We start from the raw sequence: 19,755 nt of genomic DNA on the forward strand, positions 1-19,755 counted from the left end.
GGGTTCCGGCCCGCCGTGCCGGGCGGGCGCGCGGGCGAAGCGGCTCTCAGAACCCCAGTCGCCGCAGCTGCTTCGGGTCCCGCTGCCAGTCCTTCGCCACCTTCACGTGCAGGTCGAGGAAGACCGGCGTCCCCAGCAGCGCCTCGATCTGCTTGCGGGACTTGATCCCGACCTCTTTCAGCCGCTTGCCCTTCGGCCCGATGATGATCCCCTTCTGGCTGGGCCGCTCGATGAAGACGTTCGCGTGGATGTCCAGCAGCGGCTTGTCCGCCGGCCGGTCCTCGCGCGGCAGCATCTCCTCGACGACCACGGCGATGGAGTGCGGCAGCTCGTCCCGCACCCCCTCCAGCGCCGCCTCACGGATCAGCTCGGCCACCATCACCTGCTCGGGCTCGTCGGTCAGATCCCCCTCGGGATACAGCGCGGGCCCCTCTGGCAGCAGCGGGATCAGCAGATCGGCGAGCAGTTCCACCTGCTCGCCGCCGGTCGCCGACACCGGCACGATCTCGGCCCACTCGATCCCCAGCTCCTTGCCGAGCTGGTCGATCGCGATCAGCTGCTCGGCGAGCGCCTTGGAGTCCACCAGGTCCGTCTTCGTGACGATCGCGACCTTCGGCGTCCTCTTGATCCCCGCCAGCTCCTTGGCGATGAACCGGTCACCGGGCCCGATCTTCTGGTCGGCCGGCAGGCAGAAGCCGATCACGTCGACCTCGGCCCACGTCGCCCGCACCACGTCGTTCAGCCGCTCGCCCAGCAGCGTCCGCGGCTTGTGCAGTCCGGGCGTGTCCACCAGGATCAGCTGCGCGTCCGGCCGGTGCACGATGCCGCGCACGGTGTGCCGGGTCGTCTGCGGCCGGTTGGAGGTGATCGCCACCTTCTGCCCGACCAGAGCGTTCGTGAGGGTGGACTTGCCCGCGTTGGGGCGGCCCACGAAACAGGCGAAGCCGGCCCGGTGGGCAGCCTCGGCGGACTGCTCGGATGACTGGGTACGAACGCTCATGGCGCCCATTGTCCCTGATCCACGACGCCCCGCCGCACGCCCGGCCCGCGGCCGCCCCCGCCAGGCCTCACCGCGGCCCCGGCGCGCGCCGGCCGGCATCCCCGCACCAGCGACGACACCATACGAAACGTCACGGAAACACACCCGTACGCGACCGGAAACGCACAGCGGTGACCCTCTGACGAGCCCCCGCCCGCGTTGGAGACGCCGTGACCGCAGTGACCACCGTGAACCTGGCTGCCCCCCGCATCGACACCGGCGACACCGCCTGGCTGCTGGCCGCCACCGCCCTGGTCCTCCTCATGACCCCGGGCCTCGCCCTCTTCTACGGCGGCATGGTGCGCACCAAGAGCGTGCTGAACATGCTGATGATGAGTTTCGTGTCGATCGCCCTGGTCACCGTGGTCTGGCTGGTCTGCGGCTACTCCCTCGCCTTCGGCGGCGACACGGCCGGCGGCCTGATCGGCGGTCTGCGCGAGGCCGGCCTCGCGGGCATCGGCCCGGCCGACGTCCACGGCACCGTCCCCACGCTCCTGTTCGCCACCTTCCAGCTCACCTTCGCGATCATCACGGCCGCGCTGATCAGCGGTGCGGTCGCCGACCGTACGAAGTTCGGTGCCTGGCTGGTCCTGGTGCCGGTGTGGACGCTGCTCGTATACGTTCCGGTGACGCACTGGGTGTGGGGTCCGGGCGGCTGGATCGGGCAGGGCCTCGGCGCGCTCGACTTCGCCGGCGGCCTCCCCGTCGAGATCACCTCCGGCGCCTCCGGACTCGCGCTCTGCCTGGTCCTCGGCCCGCGCCTCGGCTTCAAGAAGGACGCGATGCGCCCGCACAACCTGCCCATGGTGATGCTGGGCGCCGGTCTGCTCTGGTTCGGCTGGTTCGGGTTCAACGCGGGGTCCGCGATGGGCGCCAACGGCCTGGCGGCGGCCGTCTTCCTCAACACCCTCGCCGCCGGCTGCACCGGCCTGCTCGGCTGGCTGCTGGTGGAGAACAAGCGCGACGGGCACCCCACCACCCTGGGCGCCGCCTCGGGCGCGGTCGCGGGCCTGGTCGCGATCACCCCGTCCTGCGGCACGGTCTCCCTGCCCGGCGCCCTGGCCGTCGGCCTCGCCGCGGGCTGCCTGTGCTCGTACGCGGTGAGCTGGAAGTTCAGGCTGAACTACGACGACTCCCTGGACGTCGTCGGCGTCCACCTGGTCGGCGGGGTCGTCGGCACCCTGCTCATCGGCCTGTTCGCGCGCAAGGCGATGACCGGCGGCACGGACGGACTCCTGTACGGCGGCGGGCTCGCCCCGCTGGGCAGGCAGACGCTGGCGGTGGCGGCCGTGGCGGCGTACGCCTTCGCGACGACGTACGGCCTGGGCAAGCTCCTCGACAAGGTCCTCGGCCTGCGGGCGAGCGAGGAGCAGGAGCACACCGGTCTCGACCTCACGGTGCACGCCGAGACGGCCTACGATCACGGGGTCCTCGGGCACGGCGCCCCCGTCGGCGCGTCCCCCGTCCCCTCCTCCGCCCGGAAGGCCGGCCACCAGGCATGAAGCTCATCACCGCGATCGTCAAGCCGTACCGTCTCGACGAGGTCAAGACCGCGCTCCAGGAGATGGGCGTGCACGGGCTGACCGTGACCGAGGCGAGCGGCTACGGCCGTCAGCGCGGCCACACGGAGGTGTACCGGGGCGCCGAGTACCGCGTCGACCTCGTGCCCAAGGTCCGTATCGAGGTGGTCGTCGAGGACGCCGACGCGGAAGCGGTCGTCGACGCCGTGGTCCGCGCCGCGCGGACCGGGAAGATCGGCGACGGCAAGGTGTGGGCCGTGCCCGTCGAGACGGTCGTACGCGTCCGGACCGGCGAACGCGGCCCGGACGCGCTCTGAGCGCCCTCACCGGGCCCGCGCGGCCCTCCCGGCAGCGGGGCGGCCTACTCGGCGGCCCCCGCGGGCCGGGTCAGGCGCACGGTGCCGTCGGGTCCCGCCAGCAGCACCGGCGTCCCGGCCCCGCCCAGGTCGCCCACGGCGGACAGGTCCTCGGGTGCCAGCCCCTCCGCCTCGCTGACCACGGCCGCCGCCTCCAGTGACGTCGCCCCGGACGCCACCGCCATCGCCACCGCCGTCTGCAGGGCGCTCAGCTTCAGCGAGGCGAGGTGCACCGAACCGGCGGCGTAGGTCCGGCCCGTCTCGTCCCGTACCGCCGCGCCCTCCGGCACGCCGTTGCGGGCCCGTACCGAACGGGCCAGGGTGACGATCTTTCGGTCCTCGGCGTCAAGCGCGTTGCTCTCGGTCATGATCCGAGCATACGGAGCCGCACCGGCGCCCAGGTGTCCGGTGCCGCGCCGGCGGCCGTACGGCCCGGTCCGCCGCCGGGCCCCCGGCGCGCCACGGGACGCCTCACCCCGCCACCGGGTACATCGCCCCGCGCCGTCCTTCCGGCGAGGCCAGCCACTCCAGTTTCGACGCCGTGTTCGCCTCGTCCAGCGGGGTGTGCAGCACCACCGTCAGGTCCGGCCGGGCCGGCACCTTCATCGCCGTCGACTCCACGCACAGCAGACCCACCAGCGGATGCTCCAGCTCCTTGCGGACCTGCCCCGGCTCCTCGATGTCCTGTTCCTCCCACAGCGCCGTGAACTCCTCGCTGGCCTGCGAGACCCGGTCCAGGACCGCCTGGTACCCCTCGTCACCGGGACGGGCGGCGCACGCGGCGCGGAACTGGGCGACGACGGTGCGCGCGTTGCGCTCCCAGCTCTGCGAACGGGAGCGGTACAGCGGGTCGGTGAAGAAGTCGACCAGGCAGTTCTGCGTGATGTCCGGGCGCATGCCCAGCACCACCGCGGCGGCGTCGTTGTACATCACGCAGTTGTAGTACAGGTCCATGATGTGCGCCGGGTACGGCATCCAGGTGTCGATCAGCCGCCGCAGACCCTCGCACATGTCCCGCTTCCCGGGCGCCACTTCGGGTGCGGGCGGGTTCAGACCGGCGAGCAGGTACAGGTGCCGGCGCTCGGCGTTGCTCAGCCGCAGCACCCGCGCCACCGCGTCCAGGACCTGCGGGGAGACGGAGATGTCGCGGCCCTGTTCCAGCCACTGGTACCAGGAGGCGCCCACCCCGGCGAGCACCGCGACCTCCTCGCGCCGCAGCCCGGGCGTGCGCCGCCGGGCACCGCCGTCCGGCAGCCCCGCCTCGGCCGGTGTCACCCTCGCCCGCCTGCTCATCAGGAACTCGCGCAGCTCACGCCGCCGCTGACTCTTGAACACGTCCGTGTCGGGCACGTACCGATCCCCCTCGTGCTGTCTGGTGGTGCCACCACCACCATAAGTGGCGACTCCCCACGGGTGTTCCGGCCGCACCAAGCTCTTGCCCATGGCGATCGACACCACCACGGACACCGCGTCCGCGGCCCCTTCACCCACGACCACCCCGTCCACGACCGCGTCCCCCGCTCCCGCCGCCCCCGGGCCCGACGGGACGGCGTCCGGCGCCCCCCGGCTGTCGACGCGTGACAAGCTGGTCCTCTTCGTCCTGTGCGCGGCCCAGTTCATGGTCGCCCTGGACTTCTCCGTCCTGAACGTGGCCCTGCCGGACCTGGGCGCCGACCTCGGCATGAGCCGGTCCGCGCTCCAGTGGGCGGTCACCGCGTTCGCGCTCCCCTCGGGCGGCTTCCTGCTGCTGTTCGGCCGGGCCGGCGACCTGTTCGGCCGGCGCAGGCTGTTCCTGACCGGGCTGGCCGTGTTCGGCGTCTCCTCGCTGCTGGCCACCCTCGCCTGGGACCCGGCCTCCTTCCTGGCCGGACGGGCGCTGCAGGGCCTGGGCGCGGCGGCGATCGTGCCGACCGGCATGTCCCTGCTGACCACCACCTTCCCCGAGGGCCCGGCCCGCGACCGCGCCCTCGGCATCTCCGGCACCCTGCTGTCGCTGGGCTTCACCGTCGGCATGGTCGCCGGCGGCGTCCTCACCGACGCGTTCGGCTGGCGCTCCACGATGGCGCTGCTCACCGTGTTCGCGCTGATCGTGCTGCCGCTGGCCCCCGGCCTGCTGCCGGAGTCCCGCACCCCCGACCGTCCGCGCCTGGACGTACCCGGAGCGGTCACCGTCACCACCGGCCTGCTCGCGCTGATCTACGCCCTGTCCACCGCCGCCGACCACGGCTTCGGCCGCGCCGACGTCCTGGTGACGCTGATGGCGGGCCTCGCCCTGCTGACCGCGTTCGTGGTCGTGGAGTCCCGTTCCGCCGCCCCGCTGGTCTCGCTGCCCATGCTGCGCCGCCGCACGGTGGCCTGGGGCAACGTGGGCGGTCTGGTCACCTTCTCGATGATGTCGACGGTCATCTTCGTCCTGACCCTGTACCTCCAGGAGATCCTGGGCCTGTCGGCCTTCGAGACCGGCATGGTCTTCGGGGTGCAGGGTGTGCTCTCGGTGGTCGCCGGCTCGTACGCCGCCAAGGTCATCGGCCGCTTCGGCGCCCGCCGCACGCTGGCCGGCTCGCTGGCCGGGCAGGGCGCGCTGATCGCCGCGCTGCCCGGACTGGGCACCGGGTCCTGGTCGGTGTGGCTGGCCACGGCCGCCGTCTCGCTGGCCAGCATGTGCCACCTGGGCGCGATCGTCTCCTACGGCCTGACCGTCACCTCGGGCGTCCCCGACGAGGAGCAGGGCCTGGCCACCGGCCTGGTCACCTCCACCCAGCAGGTCGGCATCACCGTCGGCATCCCGCTGCTGGGCGTGCTGGCCACCACCTCCGACGACCTGCTCGCCGGTGTCCGCACGGTGCTCGCCCTGGACGCGGCGATCGTGCTGGCGGCGGCGGTGCTGGTCGGACTGGGCCTGCGCGGCCGGAAGGCCGCGCAGAGCCCGGCGGCCTGAGCGGCCGCGCGGCTCCCGGCCGCCCCGGAGGTCTCAGGGGCGGTCGAGGCGGAGCCGCTCGGCACGCGGCAGCCCGGCCACCACCAGGTCGTACGAGTCCTCGACCAGCTCCCGGACCAGCCGGTCCGGGAGTTCGCCGTCGGCCGTGACCGTGTTCCAGTGCCGCTTGTTCATGTGCCAGCCGGGGACGATCAGCCCCGGGTGCTCGCCGCGCAGCCGCACCGCGTCCTCGGGGTCGCACTTGAGGTTGACGGTCAGGGGCCGCGCGTCCAGCGCCGTCAGCGCGAACAGCTTGCCCCGCACCTTGAAGACGGAGGTCTCCGGGTTGAAGGGGAAGTCCTCCACGGCCGCGTTGAACGACAGGCACAGGGCGCGCAGCTCCTGGGGCGTCACTCGGGCTTCTCCGCGTCCTCGGGCGGCTCCACCGGCTCCGCCAGCACCGTCACGATCTTGTTCCGGCGGCCCGCGGCGGACTCCGCGGTCAGCCGCAGCGCCCGCCCGTCGGGCAGGTCCACGACCGCCGACGCCCCGGCGATCGGGACCCGGCCGAGCGCCTTGGCGAGCAGCCCGCCGACCGTCTCCACGTCCTCGTCGTCGTACTCCTCCAGGCCGTACAGCTCGCCCAGGTCGGTGATGTCGAGGCGGGCGGTGACCCGGTGGCGGCCCTCGCCCAGGTCCTCCACCGGCGGCAGCTCACGGTCGTACTCGTCGGTGATCTCGCCGACGATCTCCTCCAGGATGTCCTCGATGGTGACGATCCCGGCCGTGCCGCCGTACTCGTCGATGACGACGGCGACGTGGTTGCGTTCCTTCTGCATCTCGCGCAGCAGGTCACCGGCGTTCTTGGTGTCCGGAACGAAGACGGCCGGGCGCATCGCCGTGGACACCAGGTCGTTCTCCGCGTCCCGGCTGATGTGCGTGCGGCGCACCAGGTCCTTCAGGTACACGATGCCGACGACGTCGTCCTCGCTCTCGCCCGTGACCGGGATCCGCGAGAAACCGGAGCGCAGCGCGAGCGTGAGGGCCTGGCGGATGGTCTTGTACCGCTCGATGACGACGAGGTCGGTGCGCGGCACCATCACCTCCCGCACCAGGGTGTCGCCGAGTTCGAAGACCGAGTGCACCATCCGGCGCTCATCGTCCTCGATCAGCGACTCCTGCTCGGCCAGGTCCACCAGCGCCCGCAGCTCGGCCTCCGAGGCGAACGGGCCGCGCCTGAACCCCTTGCCCGGGGTGAGCGCGTTGCCGATGAGGATCAGCAGCGACGGGACCGGGCCCATGATCCGCGCGAGCGGCACCAGCACGTACGCCGCCACGGTCGCCGTGTTCAGCGGGTGCTGGCGGCCGATGGTGCGCGGGGACACCCCGACGGCGACGTAGGAGACGAGGACCATGACCGCGATCGCGGCCACCAGCGCCTCGCCGGTGCCGGAGAACGCCTCCAGGCAGGCGTAGGTGACCAGCGAGGCCGCCGCCATCTCGCAGGCGACACGGACCAGCAGGGCCACGTTCAGGTAGCGGGTCGGGTCGGCGGCGACCTGGGCGAGCTTGGCGCCGCCCCGGCGGCCGGACTTCACGGCCTCCTCGGCACGGAAGCTGGAGACACGCGCGAGGCCCGCCTCCGCGCAGGCGGCGAGCCAGGCGACGACGACCAGGGCGACCGCGCCGACGACGATCTGTGGACTCATCGGCGGTTACGAGACCGTCGGTGCCGGGGACGGGCCCTCCAGGCCCCGCTCGGCACGCCAGCCGTCCACGATCGCCGCCTGGAGACCGAACATCTCGGCCTTCTCGTCCGGCTCCTCGTGGTCGTAGCCGAGCAGGTGCAGCACGCCGTGGACGGTGAGCAGCTGCAGCTCCTCGTCCATGGAGTGCCGCGTCTCCGCCTCGGCGCCCTGCTTGGCGGCGACCTCCGGGCAGAGCACGATGTCGCCGAGCAGGCCCTGCGGGGGCTCGTCGTCGTCCTTGCCCGGCGGACGCAGTTCGTCCATCGGGAAGGACATGACGTCCGTCGGCCCCGGCAGGTCCATCCACTGGATGTGCAGCTGCTCCATGGCGTCGGCGTCCACGACGATCACCGAGAGCTCGGAGAGCGGGTGGATGCGCATCCGCGCGAGCGCGTAGCGGGCGATGTCGAGGATCGCCTGCTCGTCGACCTCGGTTCCGGACTCGTTGTTGACGTCGATCGACATGGTCGTGCTGGTCTACTTCCCCTTGTGCCCGTGCCCGTGACCGGCGGCCCTGGCTCGGCCGCCCTTGGGCACGCCGCCGTTCTCGGTGCCGTGCTGGCTGTCGTACTTCTCGTACGCGTCGACGATACGGCCCACCAGCTTGTGCCGTACGACGTCCTGCGAGGAGAGCCGGGAGAAGTGGACGTCCTCGACGCCCTCCAGGATCTCCTGCACCTGCCGCAGTCCGGATTTCGTGCCGCTGGGCAGGTCCACCTGGGTGACGTCACCCGTGATGACGATCTTCGAGTCGAAGCCGAGGCGGGTGAGGAACATCTTCATCTGCTCGGGGCTGGTGTTCTGCGCCTCGTCCAGGATGATGAACGCGTCGTTCAGGGTCCTGCCGCGCATGTACGCCAGCGGCGCCACCTCGATCGTCCCCGCGGCCATCAGCCGGGGGATCGAGTCCGGGTCGAGCATGTCGTGCAGCGCGTCGTACAGCGGGCGCAGGTAGGGGTCGATCTTCTCGTACAGCGTGCCCGGCAGGAAGCCGAGGCGCTCGCCGGCCTCGACCGCGGGGCGGGTCAGGATGATGCGGTTGACCTGCTTGGACTGCAGGGCCTGCACCGCCTTGGCCATGGCCAGGTACGTCTTGCCGGTACCGGCGGGGCCGATGCCGAAGACGACCGTGTGCTTGTCGATGGCGTCGACGTACCGCTTCTGGTTGAGCGTCTTGGGGCGGATGGTGCGGCCGCGCGAGGACAGGATGTTCTGCGTCAGCACCTCGGCCGGGGTCTCCTGGCCGTCGCTCTCCCCGTTCTCGCTCGCCTTGAGCATGGCGATCGAGCGTTCCACTGCGTCCTCCGTCATCGGCTGCCCGGTGCGGAGCACCAGCATCATCTCGTCGAACACGCGCTGTATCAGGGCGACGTCCGACGTGGCGCCGACCGCGCTGATCTCGTTGCCCCGGACATGGATGTCGGCCCCCGGGAAGGCCTTCTCGATCACGCGCAGGAGGGAGTCACCGGAACCCAGCACAGTCACCATGGGGTGCTGGGCGGGGACGGTGAACTGTGCTCTCGCCTGCCCCTGCGCGGGGGTGTTGGCTGCGGGTGTCTGAGTCATGGGCCGGCGCTCGACGCCTGCGATTCCTCCTCGTCACGGCCGCACAGCTGAGGGCGGCCTCGCGCTTCCCAGGGTACGACGGCGCGGTGACAACGCCGTAGGGCTTTTCGGTGCCGCCCCGCCCCGGACGGCCCCGGCGGGCGGCGGCTCCTCAGTCCACGCCCCGGATCCGGGCCACCAGCACCGCCCCGGCCAGCCCGATCACCGCCGCGGTCAGGTAGAGCACGCGGTAGCCGCCGAGGTACGTCACGACCGGCGCCGCCAGCGCCGGGGCCGCGACCTGGGGGAGGGCGTTGGCGACGTTGATCACGCCGAGGTCCTTGCCGCGGTCCAGGGCCGTGGGCAGGACGTCGGTCATCAGCGCGAAGTCGACCGAGGTGAAGACGCCGAAGCCGACGCCGAGGACGGCCGCCGCGACGATCGCGCCCGGCCAGGTCTGCCAGGCGGACAGGGCGGCCGTGGCCACCGCCATCAGGACGCCGGACCAGAGCACGAAGGGCTTGCGGCGGCCCACCCGGTCCGACCACGCCCCGCCGGCCACGACGGTGGCCAGCAGGGTCAGCCCGTTCACCGCCGTCAGGACGAGCACGCCCCGCTCGGGGTCGGCGTACCGGACCCGGTCGCGCAGGTAGTAGAGGAGGTAGAGCAGGACGAGGGAGTTGCTGAGGTTGATCAGGAAGCGGGTCAGCCAGGCCCAGGCGAGGTCGGGGTGGCGGCGCGGGCTGAGCAGGAACCCGCCCAGGAAGCCGCGCCAGGACCAGGGCGGCCGGTCCGCCGGTGCCAGTCGCAGGTCCCTGTGGAGCAGGACGTACGGCAGGACGCCCGCCAGTGTGAACACCGCGCAGGCCGCGTACCCGGCGCCGGTGCCGCCCGCCACCGTCGCCAGGCCCGTCCCGCCGACCACGCCGAGGATCTGCGCCGCGCCCAGCCAGCCGCCCACCGAGCCGCGCTGCGCGCGCGGCACCCGGTCCGGCACCGCCGCCGTCACCGCCGCGAAGGCCGCGTTCAGCGTCAGCTGCACCAGGCACCAGCCGGCCGCCATGACCGCGACCGAGCCCGCGCCCGCCAGCAGCAGCAGCGACAGCGCGCCGCCCGCGGCCCCGGCCACGATCCAGGGGCTGCGGCGGCCCGTGCGGGCCGTCGTGCGGTCCGACAGGGCGCCGAAGAGCGGGTTCGCCACCAGCGACACCACCGCGCCCGCCCCGGTCACCCAGGCCAGCAGGGTCTCCTTGGACATGCCGGCGCCGGGGGCGAAGTCCTTCGCCTGGGAGGCGAGCAGGATCTGCAGCGGCCCGTACCAGCCCACCCAGATCGCCCCGTTGGCCAGCGAGAGCGCGCCGGTCCACCCCCGCCCGACCGGCTCGGCCGGCTCCCCGAGCGGATCCGGCCCGGCGCCCGCCCCCGGCCCGCCGGGTGCGGCCGGACCCGGCGTCTTCGCGGGGCGCTCGGGCCGGGTCATCTCTGGGCCCGGAGTACGTCCCGGAACCAGGCGTACGACGCCTTGGGGGTGCGCCGCCGGGTCTCGTGGTCGACGTGGACCAGGCCGAAGCGGCGGGCGTAGCCCTCGGCCCACTCCCAGTTGTCCAGCAGGGACCAGACGAAGTAGCCGCGGACGTCCACGCCCGCCGTGATCGCGCGGTGCAGGGCGCGCAGGTGGCCGTCGAGGTAGGCGATGCGGTCCTGGTCGTCCAGGCCGTCGTAGGAGCAGCCGTTCTCGGTGATGACGACCGGCGGGAGGCGGTCGCCGTAGCGGGAGCGGAAGCCGGTCAGCAGTTCCGTCAGGCCCTCGGGGACGACGGGCCAGCCGAAGTCGGTGAGGGGGCGGCCCTCGATCTGCCGCACCGCGAAGGGCAGTTCGGCGGGGAGCGTGATCCCGCCGAACTCCGCGTCGGTGCCCTGCGGGGCGCCCACCCGGGCGGGGGCGTAGTAGTTGATCCCGTACCAGTCCAGCGGCTCGGCGATCACCCCGAGGTCGGCCTCGACGTCCTGCGGGGAGCCCGGCATCAGCTCGCCGACGCCCTCCGGATAGCGGCCCAGCAGCAGCGGTTCGGCGAACAGGCGGTTGAGCAGCATGTCGTAGAGGCCGGCCGCCTCCACGTCCGCCGCCTCCGGCGAGGCGGGCCAGGTGGGGCCGTGGGAGTTGGCGATGCCGATGTCCGTGGCCCCGGCCGCGCGCAGCGCCTGGACGGCGAGGCCGTGGGCGAGGAGCTGGTGGTGGGCGACGGGCAGCGCGTCGAACAGGAGCCGCTTGCCGGGGGCGTGCACGCCCAGCGCGTGGCCCAGCAGGGTGTGCTCGGCGGGCTCGTTGAGGGTGATCCACTTCGTGACGCGGTCACCGAGCCGTTCCGCCACCACCGCCACGTACTCCGCGAACTCCGCGGCCGTGTCCCGCCGGAGCCAGTCGAGGCGGGCCGGCAGGTCCCAGTGGAAGAGGGTGGGCACCGGGCGCACCCCGGCCGCGCACAGGTCGTCGACGAGCCGGTCGTAGAAGTCGAGGCCACCGGGGGAGTTCACCCGGGGCCAGGAGACGGAGAAGCGGTAGGCGTCCACGCCGAGCCCGGCCAGCAGGGCGACGTCCTCGGCGTGGCGGTGGACGTGGTCGCAGGCCACCGCCGCCGTGGAGCCGTCCTTGATCCGGCCGGGCTCGGCGGTGAACGTGTCCCACACGGACGCCTCCCGCGCGTCCGCCGCGCCCTCGATCTGGTGCGCCGAGGTGGACACGCCCCACAGGAAGCCGTCCGGGAACCGGGGGACCGCCCCGGCTGAAGTGCCTGTGGTGCCTGTGTCAGTCGCCATGCGCGGATCATCCGTACCGGCGGTAACAGAAGTCAACGGCCGTGCGAGAAAAGGGGGTTGAGGTCAGGGCGCGCGCCCCCGGCCGCGCGTCCTCCGGCGGGCGCCCTCGGCTAGGTCCTGTCGTCCCATTCCCGTCGTCCGCCCGGAGGGCGGGCCTCGCGGCGTCAGGTGCGTGCTCTCGGCGTGCCGGGCCCTGACCCTCGTACTGGACGTACTCGGGTCTGGGCCCGGTGCGGCGAGAGTGCGTGCATGGCGTCGCGATGCAGGCGGGAACTTGACGCCAGGGCCTAGGCGCCCTCCTTGAGCACCCTGGAGATCAGCGCGCGCTCGTCCTCGCTCAGCCGGGGGTCGGCGGTGTGGACCGTCCGGCCGTCGACGGTGATCTCGTAGTGGAAGCCGTCGGGAACCCCGGCGGGCGGCGTGTCCCGGCCGGAGGCGAGTGCCTTCTCGGCCAGGGCGTGCCACTCGGGGGCATCGGGCCGCCCCGAGGTGTCCACCTCGGCCCGCCGCTCGATGCCCGCGAACCCGCCCGTGCGCCGTACCTGAATACGCATGGGACGTGTCTAGTACGGAATCAGCGTGTCCGCACCTTCACCTGTTCCCAGGCCTTCTGCACGGCCTGGAGCGCGTCGCCCGCGCCGTACCGCTCCCGGGCGGCCTGGACGGTGAGGGTGGCGAAGTCCGCGAAGTCCGCGTCCTCCTTGAGCTTGCCGCCGGTCAGCACGTCGTACCAGATCTGCCCTGCCTTCTCCCAGGCGTTGCCGCCGATCGCGGTGGCGACCAGGTAGAAGGCGTGGTTGGGGATGCCGGAGTTGATGTGCACGCCGCCGTTGTCGCTGCCGGTGTGCACGTAGTCGTCCATGGTGGCGGGCTGCGGGTCCTTGCCGAGCACGTCGTCGTCGTAGGCGGTGCCGGGGGCCTTCATGGAGCGCAGCGCGGTGCCGGTGACGCGCGGGGCGAGCAGTCCGGCGCCGATCAGCCAGTCGGCCTCGCCCGCGCTCTGGCCGAGCGTGTACTGCTTGATCAGCGAGCCGAAGACGTCGGAGACCGACTCGTTGAGCGCGCCGGACTGGCCGAAGTAGGCGAGGTTGGCGGTGTGCTGGGTGACGCCGTGGGTCAGCTCGTGGCCGATGACGTCGACGGGGATGGTGAAGTCGAGGAAGACCTCGCCGTCCCCGTCGCCGAACACCATCTGCTCGCCGTTCCAGAAGGCGTTGTTGTACTTCTCGTCGTAGTGCACGGTCGCGTCCAGCGGCAGGCCGCTGCCGTCGATGGAGTCGCGGCCGTACGCCTTCAGGTACAGCTCGAAGGTGGCGCCGAGGCCGGAGTAGGCGCGGTTGACCGTGGCGTCCTTGCCGGGCTGCTGGCCCTCGCTGCGGACCTTGGTGCCGGGCAGGTCGGTGCCGTGGCGGGCGTCGTAGACCGTGCGGTGCGGCTGCTCGGCCTGCTTGCCGGCGGGCGGGGCGACGGCGGGCGCGCCGACGACGGTGGTCAGCCGCCTGCGGGTGCGCTCCATGGCGTCGCGCTGCAGGCTGCGGCGGGCCGGACCGGACAGGGCGGGGTCCTCGTTCCGCGCGAGGCGGTCCAGGACGTGCGGCGGCACGATGGTGCAGAAGACGGGCTCGGAGCCCCCGTGGGTCGTCATACGTCGACCATCGCACTGCGTGACGTCAAAGTCACTACCTGCAACCTTGATTGGTGAAATATCAGGGCAAGGGGTTCGTGTCGTGGTCGCGAAGGGTAAGGGTGGCTGCATGGAGTGACCTGGCGCACTCTTTGCCCCCTTCGCCCCTTTTCGGGCTCCGCGTTTCGCATACTGGACCGGGCCCGCGCGTCCGGCGCGGCTCGGCTAGGCTGCACAGCACCATGCGTTTCGGGCTGCTTCTCCTTAGCTGCCGCGGCGAGGGCCTGTAGTCGTAGGCCGACCCCCTCCCCGCGGAGTCTGGCGTTGCGCCGTCGGCCGTCTTTCCGGCACCCGCGCCACCGCGGAAATCCAGAGGAGCCCCCGCCACCATGGTCAACCGCCAGCAGTCCAGTTCCATGCCGGTCCACAAGTACGGCCAGTACGAGCAGGTCGACATCCCCGACCGCACCTGGCCCGAGAAGCGGATCACCGCCGCCCCCCGCTGGCTCTCCACCGACCTGCGTGACGGCAACCAGGCGCTGATCGACCCGATGTCGCCCGCCCGCAAGCGCGCCATGTTCGACCTGCTGGTCAAGATGGGCTACAAGGAGATCGAGGTCGGCTTCCCGGCCTCCGGCCAGACCGACTACGACTTCGTGCGCTCCATCATCGAGGAGGAGGGCGCGATCCCCGACGACGTCACGATCTCCGTACTGACCCAGGCCCGCGAGGACCTGATCGAGCGGACCGTGGAGTCGCTGAAGGGTGCCAAGCGGGCCACCGTCCACCTGTACAACGCCACCGCGCCGGTCTTCCGCCGGGTCGTCTTCCGCGGTTCAAGGGACGACATCAAGCAGATCGCCGTCGACGGCACCCGCCTGGTGATGGAGTACGCCGAGAAGCTGCTGGGCCCGGAGACCGAGTTCGGCTACCAGTACAGCCCCGAGATCTTCACCGACACCGAGCTGGACTTCGCGCTGGAGGTCTGCGAGGCGGTCATGGACGTCTACCAGCCGGGCCCGGGCCGCGAGATCATCCTCAACCTGCCCGCCACGGTGGAGCGTTCGGCGCCGTCCACGCACGCGGACCGCTTCGAGTGGATGCACCGCAACCTGTCCCGCCGCGAGTACGTCTGCCTGTCCGTCCACCCGCACAACGACCGCGGCACGGCGGTGGCGGCGGCCGAGCTGGCGGTCATGGCCGGCGCCGACCGCGTCGAGGGCTGCCTGTTCGGGCAGGGCGAGCGCACCGGCAACGTCGACCTGGTCACCCTGGGCATGAACCTGTTCTCGCAGGGCGTCGACCCGCAGATCGACTTCTCCGACATCGACGAGATCCGTCGCACGTGGGAGTACTGCAACCAGATGGAGGTCCACCCGCGCCACCCGTACGTGGGCGACCTGGTCTACACCTCCTTCTCCGGCTCCCACCAGGACGCCATCAAGAAGGGCTTCGACGCCATGGAGGCCGACGCGAAGGCCAAGGGCGTCACGGTCGACGACATCGAGTGGGCGGTGCCGTACCTGCCGATCGACCCGAAGGACGTCGGCCGCTCCTACGAGGCGGTCATCCGCGTCAACTCGCAGTCCGGCAAGGGCGGCATCGCCTACGTCCTCAAGAACGACCACAAGCTGGACCTGCCGCGCCGGATGCAGATCGAGTTCTCGAAGATCATCCAGGCGAAGACGGACGCCGAGGGCGGCGAGGTCACGCCGGGCGAGATCTGGGCGACCTTCCAGGACGAGTACCTGCCCAACCCGGACAACCCCTGGGGCCGCATCCAGGTCAGGACGGGCCAGTCGACCACCGACACCGACGGCGTGGACACCCTCACCGTCGAGGCCACCGTCGACGGCGAGGACACGGTCCTGACCGGCTCCGGCAACGGCCCGATCTCCGCGTTCTTCGACGCCCTGCAGGCCATCGGCGTCGACGTGCGCCTGCTGGACTACCAGGAGCACACGATGAGCGAGGGCGCCTCCGCGCAGGCCGCCTCCTACATCGAATGCGCGATCGAGGACAAGGTCCTGTGGGGGATCGGGATCGATGCGAACACGACACGTGCGTCGCTGAAGGCGGTCGTCTCGGCCGTCAACCGCGCGGCCCGCTGATCACCCTGACCGGCGCTTTCCGGGCCCCGGTCGCCTGAACGGGCGGCCGGGGCCCGTCGTCGTGGCCGTCGTTTACCGGCCAGGTCACGGAAAGGTCTCGTCCGGGGTACTGACTCAGCCTCACCGATGTGGCTAACATCACGCCCACGCGGCGATGTTGCCGCGTGGTTACGGAGGTGCGACGTGCTGCCAGTACGGGGACGAAACGGCCGTGCCGCCAGGCTTGCCCGCATTCTGGGCACCCGGACCGCCTGGGCACCCGTGGGCGACGGCGAGTTCTTCTGCCCCGGCTGCGGCGGCGACCGCAACTACCAGCGGCTGAGCGGCCGGCGCCGCTTCACCGTCCTCGGGGTGCCGCTGCTGCCCCGCGGCACCGCCGCACCGGTCGTGGAGTGCGCGGCCTGCACCGGCCGCTTCGGCACCGAGGCCCTGGACCACCCGACCACCTCCCGCTTCTCCGCGATGCTGCGCGACGCCGTGCACACCGTGGCCCTCGCGGTCCTCTCAGCGGGCGGCACCTCCTCCCGTACGGCCCTGGAGACGGCCGCCTCCGGCGTCCGCGCCGCCGGCTTCGCCGACTGCACCGAGGAGCAGCTCGCCGCCCTCGTCGAGGCGCTGGCCGCGGACACCGGCCGGGTGTACGAGGACCAGCCGTGCGCCCCCGGCCTGACCATAGAGCTGCACGAGGCCCTCGACCCGCTGGCCCCGCACCTCGCCCCGGCCGGCCGCGAGGCGATCCTGTTCCAGGCCGCCCGCGTCGCCCTGGCCGACGGCCCCTACATCCCCGCCGAACGCGACGTCCTCACCACCGTCGGCGCGGCCCTGACCATCCCCACGGACGACGTGACCCGCCTGCTGGCGGCGGCCAGGACACCGTCGTGAGCCGGTGAGGGCGGGCGGCAGCGGGCCGACGGGCGCCGCGCCGGTCCTGCCGGCGGCCCGCTACAGCAGCCCTGCAGCGGCGAGGTGCCCGCGCACCCCCGCCACCTCCCGCGCCGTCAGCGGGATCTGCGGCTCGGCGGTGACCGGGCAGTCGATGACACCGCGCAGGTGCAGGGCCGCCTTGAACGCGCCGAGCGCGGAGGAACCCGGCCCCATCCGGGCCGGATCCCCGGCGCGGGTCAGCCCGAACAGCGCGCACAGCCGCTCCTGCTCGGTCCGGGCGCCCTCCCAGTCACCGGCGCGCGCCAGCCGGTAGAGGCGGACGAAGCCGTGCGGGTCGACGTTGGCGAGCCCCGGCACCGCGCCGTCGGCGCCCAGCGCGAGGGCCGCGTCGACCAGTTGCTCGGACCCGGTCAGCACGCTGAACCCGGCCGTGCCGGACCCTTCCCGCACCCCGGCCACCACCTCCCGGAAACCGCCCAGCTCCCCGCTGGAGTCCTTCAGCCCGGCCAGCACCCCCTCGGCGGCCAGCTCCAGGACCAGCCCGGCGGGCAGCCGGACGGGCACGGAGACGGGGATGTCGTAGGCGAGCACCGGGACCGGACTGGCGGCGGCGACGCGGCGGTAGTGGCGGGCGATCTCCGCCGGGTGGGCGGCGCGGGCGTAGAAGGGCGCGGTGACGACGACGGCCTGCGCGCCCGCCGCGGCGACGGCGGCGACGTGGTCGAGCACCCGCGCGGTGCTCATGTCGATCGCCCCGGCCAGCACCGGCAGCGCCCCGCCCACGTGCGCGACGACGGCCTCCACCACCTGCCGGCGCTGCCGGTCCGTCAGGAACGCCGCCTCGGAGGTCGAGCCGAGCAGGAACAGCCCGTGCACCCCGCCCGCCACCAGATGGTCGACCAGCCGCAGCAGCGAGTCCACGTCCACCTCCCGCTGCGGGGTCAGCGGGGTGCAAACGGGCGGGACGACACCGGTCAGCGGCGCGGGGAAGGTCATGCGGACTCCCGGGAACGGCGGTGGGCGACGACACCTGCCTTGTATAGTCGCCGCGCCGCACCGGGACACGCAGGAAGGGGGCGCCACGCCCATGAGCAAGCGGTCCGAACCCGCCTGGGACGAGAACGCCCCGGGCGTCCTGCGGCTCCCCTCCGGCCGGCTGGTGCGGGGCAGGGGCCTCAGCCGTCCCCTGGACCGGACGGCGCCCGCCCCGACGTACGGCGTCTACCTGCTGGGCCGGCCCCCGCAGGAGTTCCCCTGGGAGTCGCACTGGCTGCGCTGGCCCGACTTCCGCCTGCCCGCGGACCGCGCGGCGGCCCGCGACGTGTACGCGCGGGCCTTGCGGCGCACGGCCACCGACCGCGTGGAGTTCGCCTGCGCCGGCGGCCGCGGCCGCACGGGCACGGCCCTGGCCTGCCTGGCCGTCCTGGACGGCGTACCGCCCGGGGAGGCGGTCGCCTACGTACGGGAGCACTACGACCGGCACGCGGTGGAGACGCCCTGGCAGGCGCGGTACGTGCGGGGGTTCGCGCCGCAGCCGGGCTGAGCGGCCGGACCGCCGGCGCTCAGGTGCCCGGGGCCAGTTCCAGGCACAGCACCTGGCGGTCCATGCCGGGCCCGAAGTAGTCGGGGCGCAGGCCCGCGTCGGGCTCCTCGGGACGGAAGCCCAGGGAGCGGTAGAGGAGGATCGCGGCCCGGTTGGAGGGCTCGACGGTGAGCCGGACCTGCTGGATGCCGGTGCGGCGCAGCCGGTCCAGGACCGCTTCCATCAGTTCCCGTCCCAGTCCGTGGCGGCGCCGGTCGGGGGTGACGCACAGGCCGAGGATCCAGCTGTCGCGGCCGAGCGCCGTGGTGGCGGCCAGCACGTAGCCGCGCAGCCGGCCGGTGCCGTCGTCGAGGACGAGGAGGTGCTCCGCGTACATGTCGTAGAGCTGCCGCAGCAGGAAACCGGGGTAGGCGACCTCCTGGAAGACCTCCTCGTCCAGCCGCTGCAGTTCGGGCAGGTCCTCCTCGTGCGCGGTGCGCAGGACGAGGGGGCCCGGGTGGGGCACGGGTGCGGTGAGCTGCTCGTGGCGGTCAAGGAAACGTTCCAGCGGTTCGGCGGTCATGCCACCCCCCAGTCAGGACCTGCGGACGTCAACCCGACGGAGCCGGTCCGCTCACTCGAAGGGCTGAGGCCCCGGTGTGGCGGCCGGCTGCTCGTTCTGACACAGTGGGGTCTCCAAGTTCCTTTCTGCAAGGGCGAGTTAGGGCGTGCGCCCGGCTGTGCTGACGTGCGCCGGGGTGCACCGGGTGCGGCCTGCACGGGGGGACTGACGTGTTTCCGGCCTACCGTGCGGGGAATGACGTCCGCCGCTCATCTGCCGGTGTCCACGAGGCTCGCGCACATGGATCGGCTCGCAAACGAATGGAACGCGGCAGGGTGACTATGGATCGCAACGCTGACGCCCCGTGGTCGAACTTCGATCCAGAGGTGTACGTCGACAACAACTACCGCACCCCGCTCGAAGCCGATCTGCAGATCGTGCGGCTGCTGCGCGACTACTTCGGCCGCTGCTTCGCGGGGTCCGTCCCCGGCTCGGTGCGGGGCGTGGACGTCGGCGCCGGTGCGAACCTGTACCCCGCCCTGTCCATGCTTCCGTGGTGCGAGAAGGTCCTCCTGCTCGAGTACGCCCCGCCGAACATCGAGTACCTGAAGCGGCAGATCGCCCCGGAGGGCTTCGGCAGCGAATGGGACGCCTTCTGGGAGGTGCTCCGCGAGGCGCCGGCCTACCGGGACGTCGAACCGCGCGGCCGGGTCAGCGAGATCGTCCGGGTGGAGCGTGCCAACCTGTTCGACCTCGACGGACGGCGGCGCTGGGACATCGGGACGATGTTCTTCGTCGCCGACTCGATGTCCGAGTGCCCCGAGGAGTTCCAGCGGGGCGTACGGTGCTTCATGAACGCGCTCAGCGACCGGGCCCCGTTCGCCGTCGCGTTCATGAAGGAGTCGGTCGGCTACCAGGTCGGTGACCACCGTTACCCGGCCTACCGGGTCAACGAGGCCCGGGCCCGGGAGAGCCTGGAGCCGTTCACCGCCGAGCTGGAGATCCATGATCTGCACCACGTGGTGAGGCCGGGACACGAGGGGATGATCCTCGCCCTGGGACGGCGCAAAGGGGAGATTGCCGCTCCATAGGAACGGGGACCATGTCTG

Annotated in this window: 20 protein-coding genes; 7 read left to right on the forward strand and 13 right to left on the reverse strand. The window is 72.4% G+C overall.

Annotated features, from left to right (window positions below; translation table 11 throughout):
• Positions 1–46: 46 nt before the first annotated feature.
• Complete coding sequence (gene era, locus AC6I72_RS21420; protein WP_498002726.1) at positions 47–1,000, reverse strand: GTPase Era; 954 nt, start codon at positions 998–1,000, stop codon at positions 47–49.
• Between the two features lie 227 nt (positions 1,001–1,227).
• Here era and AC6I72_RS21425 point away from each other — a divergent pair, with 227 nt between their 5' ends.
• Entirely contained in the window at positions 1,228–2,541 is a 1,314-nt protein-coding gene (locus AC6I72_RS21425) for an ammonium transporter (RefSeq protein WP_498004761.1), read from the forward strand.
• On the forward strand, positions 2,538–2,876 hold the full coding sequence (locus AC6I72_RS21430) for a P-II family nitrogen regulator (protein ID WP_037854343.1): 339 nt from the start codon (positions 2,538–2,540) through the stop codon (positions 2,874–2,876). Before AC6I72_RS21425 ends, AC6I72_RS21430 begins: the two co-directional genes overlap by 4 nt.
• A 44-nt stretch (positions 2,877–2,920) precedes the next feature.
• Here the strand turns inward: AC6I72_RS21430 and AC6I72_RS21435 are convergent, their stop codons facing one another.
• Positions 2,921–3,283 (reverse strand): cytidine deaminase-like protein, encoded by a 363-nt coding sequence (locus AC6I72_RS21435; protein WP_498002728.1) that lies wholly within the window; start codon positions 3,281–3,283, stop codon positions 2,921–2,923.
• A gap of 103 nt (positions 3,284–3,386) precedes the next feature.
• Positions 3,387–4,208, reverse strand: a complete 822-nt coding sequence (locus AC6I72_RS21440; RefSeq protein ID WP_498004762.1) for a helix-turn-helix transcriptional regulator — start codon at positions 4,206–4,208, stop codon at positions 3,387–3,389.
• Between the two features lie 148 nt (positions 4,209–4,356).
• Between AC6I72_RS21440 and AC6I72_RS21445 the strand changes: the two genes are divergently transcribed.
• Positions 4,357–5,853: an MFS transporter gene (locus AC6I72_RS21445; protein ID WP_498002730.1), complete on the forward strand. Its 1,497-nt coding sequence runs from the start codon at positions 4,357–4,359 to the stop codon at positions 5,851–5,853.
• 33 nt (positions 5,854–5,886) lie between these two features.
• Here the strand turns inward: AC6I72_RS21445 and AC6I72_RS21450 are convergent, their stop codons facing one another.
• From AC6I72_RS21450 to AC6I72_RS21485, 8 genes are all read right to left on the reverse strand, one after another.
• A complete protein-coding gene (locus tag AC6I72_RS21450; RefSeq protein ID WP_037854337.1) occupies positions 5,887–6,246 on the reverse strand; it encodes an MmcQ/YjbR family DNA-binding protein in 360 nt (119 codons plus the stop codon).
• Complete coding sequence (locus AC6I72_RS21455) at positions 6,243–7,541, reverse strand: hemolysin family protein (RefSeq protein ID WP_498002731.1); 1,299 nt, start codon at positions 7,539–7,541, stop codon at positions 6,243–6,245. The genes AC6I72_RS21450 and AC6I72_RS21455 overlap by 4 nt, the downstream gene beginning before the upstream one ends.
• Before the next feature lie 6 nt (positions 7,542–7,547).
• Positions 7,548–8,045 (reverse strand): rRNA maturation RNase YbeY, encoded by a 498-nt coding sequence (ybeY, locus tag AC6I72_RS21460; protein WP_498002732.1) that lies wholly within the window; start codon positions 8,043–8,045, stop codon positions 7,548–7,550.
• 12 nt (positions 8,046–8,057) lie between these two features.
• Positions 8,058–9,146, reverse strand: coding sequence for a PhoH family protein (locus AC6I72_RS21465; protein WP_051812609.1), 1,089 nt, complete (start codon positions 9,144–9,146; stop codon positions 8,058–8,060).
• A 151-nt stretch (positions 9,147–9,297) separates the two neighbouring features.
• Positions 9,298–10,605, reverse strand: a complete 1,308-nt coding sequence (locus tag AC6I72_RS21470; RefSeq protein ID WP_498002733.1) for an MFS transporter — start codon at positions 10,603–10,605, stop codon at positions 9,298–9,300.
• Positions 10,602–11,942 (reverse strand): GH1 family beta-glucosidase, encoded by a 1,341-nt coding sequence (locus AC6I72_RS21475; RefSeq protein WP_498002735.1) that lies wholly within the window; start codon positions 11,940–11,942, stop codon positions 10,602–10,604. Before AC6I72_RS21475 ends, AC6I72_RS21470 begins: the two co-directional genes overlap by 4 nt.
• A 287-nt stretch (positions 11,943–12,229) precedes the next feature.
• Positions 12,230–12,496, reverse strand: a complete 267-nt coding sequence (locus AC6I72_RS21480; protein WP_037854332.1) for a protealysin inhibitor emfourin — start codon at positions 12,494–12,496, stop codon at positions 12,230–12,232.
• Positions 12,497–12,516: 20 nt separating this feature from the next.
• On the reverse strand, positions 12,517–13,587 hold the full coding sequence (locus AC6I72_RS21485; RefSeq protein WP_498002737.1) for a M4 family metallopeptidase: 1,071 nt from the start codon (positions 13,585–13,587) through the stop codon (positions 12,517–12,519).
• A 368-nt stretch (positions 13,588–13,955) separates the two neighbouring features.
• On the opposite strand from AC6I72_RS21485, the gene leuA reads away from it, so the two are divergent.
• Complete coding sequence (gene leuA / locus AC6I72_RS21490; RefSeq protein WP_498002739.1) at positions 13,956–15,677, forward strand: 2-isopropylmalate synthase; 1,722 nt, start codon at positions 13,956–13,958, stop codon at positions 15,675–15,677.
• A 183-nt stretch (positions 15,678–15,860) separates the two neighbouring features.
• Positions 15,861–16,559: a TerB family tellurite resistance protein gene (locus AC6I72_RS21495; protein ID WP_498002740.1), complete on the forward strand. Its 699-nt coding sequence runs from the start codon at positions 15,861–15,863 to the stop codon at positions 16,557–16,559.
• Between the two features lie 60 nt (positions 16,560–16,619).
• Here the strand turns inward: AC6I72_RS21495 and AC6I72_RS21500 are convergent, their stop codons facing one another.
• Positions 16,620–17,558: a dihydrodipicolinate synthase family protein gene (locus tag AC6I72_RS21500; protein ID WP_498002742.1), complete on the reverse strand. Its 939-nt coding sequence runs from the start codon at positions 17,556–17,558 to the stop codon at positions 16,620–16,622.
• 91 nt (positions 17,559–17,649) lie between these two features.
• On the opposite strand from AC6I72_RS21500, the gene AC6I72_RS21505 reads away from it, so the two are divergent.
• Positions 17,650–18,105, forward strand: a complete 456-nt coding sequence (locus AC6I72_RS21505) for a protein-tyrosine phosphatase family protein (protein ID WP_498002743.1) — start codon at positions 17,650–17,652, stop codon at positions 18,103–18,105.
• 19 nt (positions 18,106–18,124) lie between these two features.
• Here the strand turns inward: AC6I72_RS21505 and AC6I72_RS21510 are convergent, their stop codons facing one another.
• A complete protein-coding gene (locus AC6I72_RS21510; RefSeq protein ID WP_498002745.1) occupies positions 18,125–18,667 on the reverse strand; it encodes a GNAT family N-acetyltransferase in 543 nt (180 codons plus the stop codon).
• Between the two features lie 320 nt (positions 18,668–18,987).
• Between AC6I72_RS21510 and AC6I72_RS21515 the strand changes: the two genes are divergently transcribed.
• Positions 18,988–19,737 carry an SCO2525 family SAM-dependent methyltransferase gene (locus tag AC6I72_RS21515; protein ID WP_498002746.1) on the forward strand — a complete coding sequence of 250 codons (750 nt, stop codon included), beginning with the start codon at positions 18,988–18,990 and terminating at the stop codon, positions 19,735–19,737.
• The last annotated feature ends 18 nt before the right edge of the window (positions 19,738–19,755 follow it).

Source organism: Streptomyces sp. Xyl84 (genome assembly GCF_059731885.1).

Coding starts and splice junctions, on each gene's coding strand:
- era (WP_498002726.1), bottom strand. CDS start 1,000: ATGAGCGTTCGTACCCAGTCATCCGAGCAGTCCGCCGAGGCTGCCCAC.
- AC6I72_RS21430 (WP_037854343.1), top strand. CDS start 2,538: ATGAAGCTCATCACCGCGATCGTCAAGCCGTACCGTCTCGACGAGGTC.
- AC6I72_RS21435 (WP_498002728.1), bottom strand. CDS start 3,283: ATGACCGAGAGCAACGCGCTTGACGCCGAGGACCGAAAGATCGTCACC.
- AC6I72_RS21440 (WP_498004762.1), bottom strand. CDS start 4,208: ATGAGCAGGCGGGCGAGGGTGACACCGGCCGAGGCGGGGCTGCCGGAC.
- AC6I72_RS21445 (WP_498002730.1), top strand. CDS start 4,357: ATGGCGATCGACACCACCACGGACACCGCGTCCGCGGCCCCTTCACCC.
- AC6I72_RS21455 (WP_498002731.1), bottom strand. CDS start 7,541: ATGAGTCCACAGATCGTCGTCGGCGCGGTCGCCCTGGTCGTCGTCGCC.
- ybeY (WP_498002732.1), bottom strand. CDS start 8,045: ATGTCGATCGACGTCAACAACGAGTCCGGAACCGAGGTCGACGAGCAG.
- AC6I72_RS21465 (WP_051812609.1), bottom strand. CDS start 9,146: ATGACTCAGACACCCGCAGCCAACACCCCCGCGCAGGGGCAGGCGAGA.
- AC6I72_RS21470 (WP_498002733.1), bottom strand. CDS start 10,605: ATGACCCGGCCCGAGCGCCCCGCGAAGACGCCGGGTCCGGCCGCACCC.
- AC6I72_RS21475 (WP_498002735.1), bottom strand. CDS start 11,942: ATGGCGACTGACACAGGCACCACAGGCACTTCAGCCGGGGCGGTCCCC.
- AC6I72_RS21480 (WP_037854332.1), bottom strand. CDS start 12,496: ATGCGTATTCAGGTACGGCGCACGGGCGGGTTCGCGGGCATCGAGCGG.
- AC6I72_RS21485 (WP_498002737.1), bottom strand. CDS start 13,587: ATGACGACCCACGGGGGCTCCGAGCCCGTCTTCTGCACCATCGTGCCG.
- leuA (WP_498002739.1), top strand. CDS start 13,956: ATGGTCAACCGCCAGCAGTCCAGTTCCATGCCGGTCCACAAGTACGGC.
- AC6I72_RS21500 (WP_498002742.1), bottom strand. CDS start 17,558: ATGACCTTCCCCGCGCCGCTGACCGGTGTCGTCCCGCCCGTTTGCACC.
- AC6I72_RS21505 (WP_498002743.1), top strand. CDS start 17,650: ATGAGCAAGCGGTCCGAACCCGCCTGGGACGAGAACGCCCCGGGCGTC.
- AC6I72_RS21510 (WP_498002745.1), bottom strand. CDS start 18,667: ATGACCGCCGAACCGCTGGAACGTTTCCTTGACCGCCACGAGCAGCTC.
- AC6I72_RS21515 (WP_498002746.1), top strand. CDS start 18,988: ATGGATCGCAACGCTGACGCCCCGTGGTCGAACTTCGATCCAGAGGTG.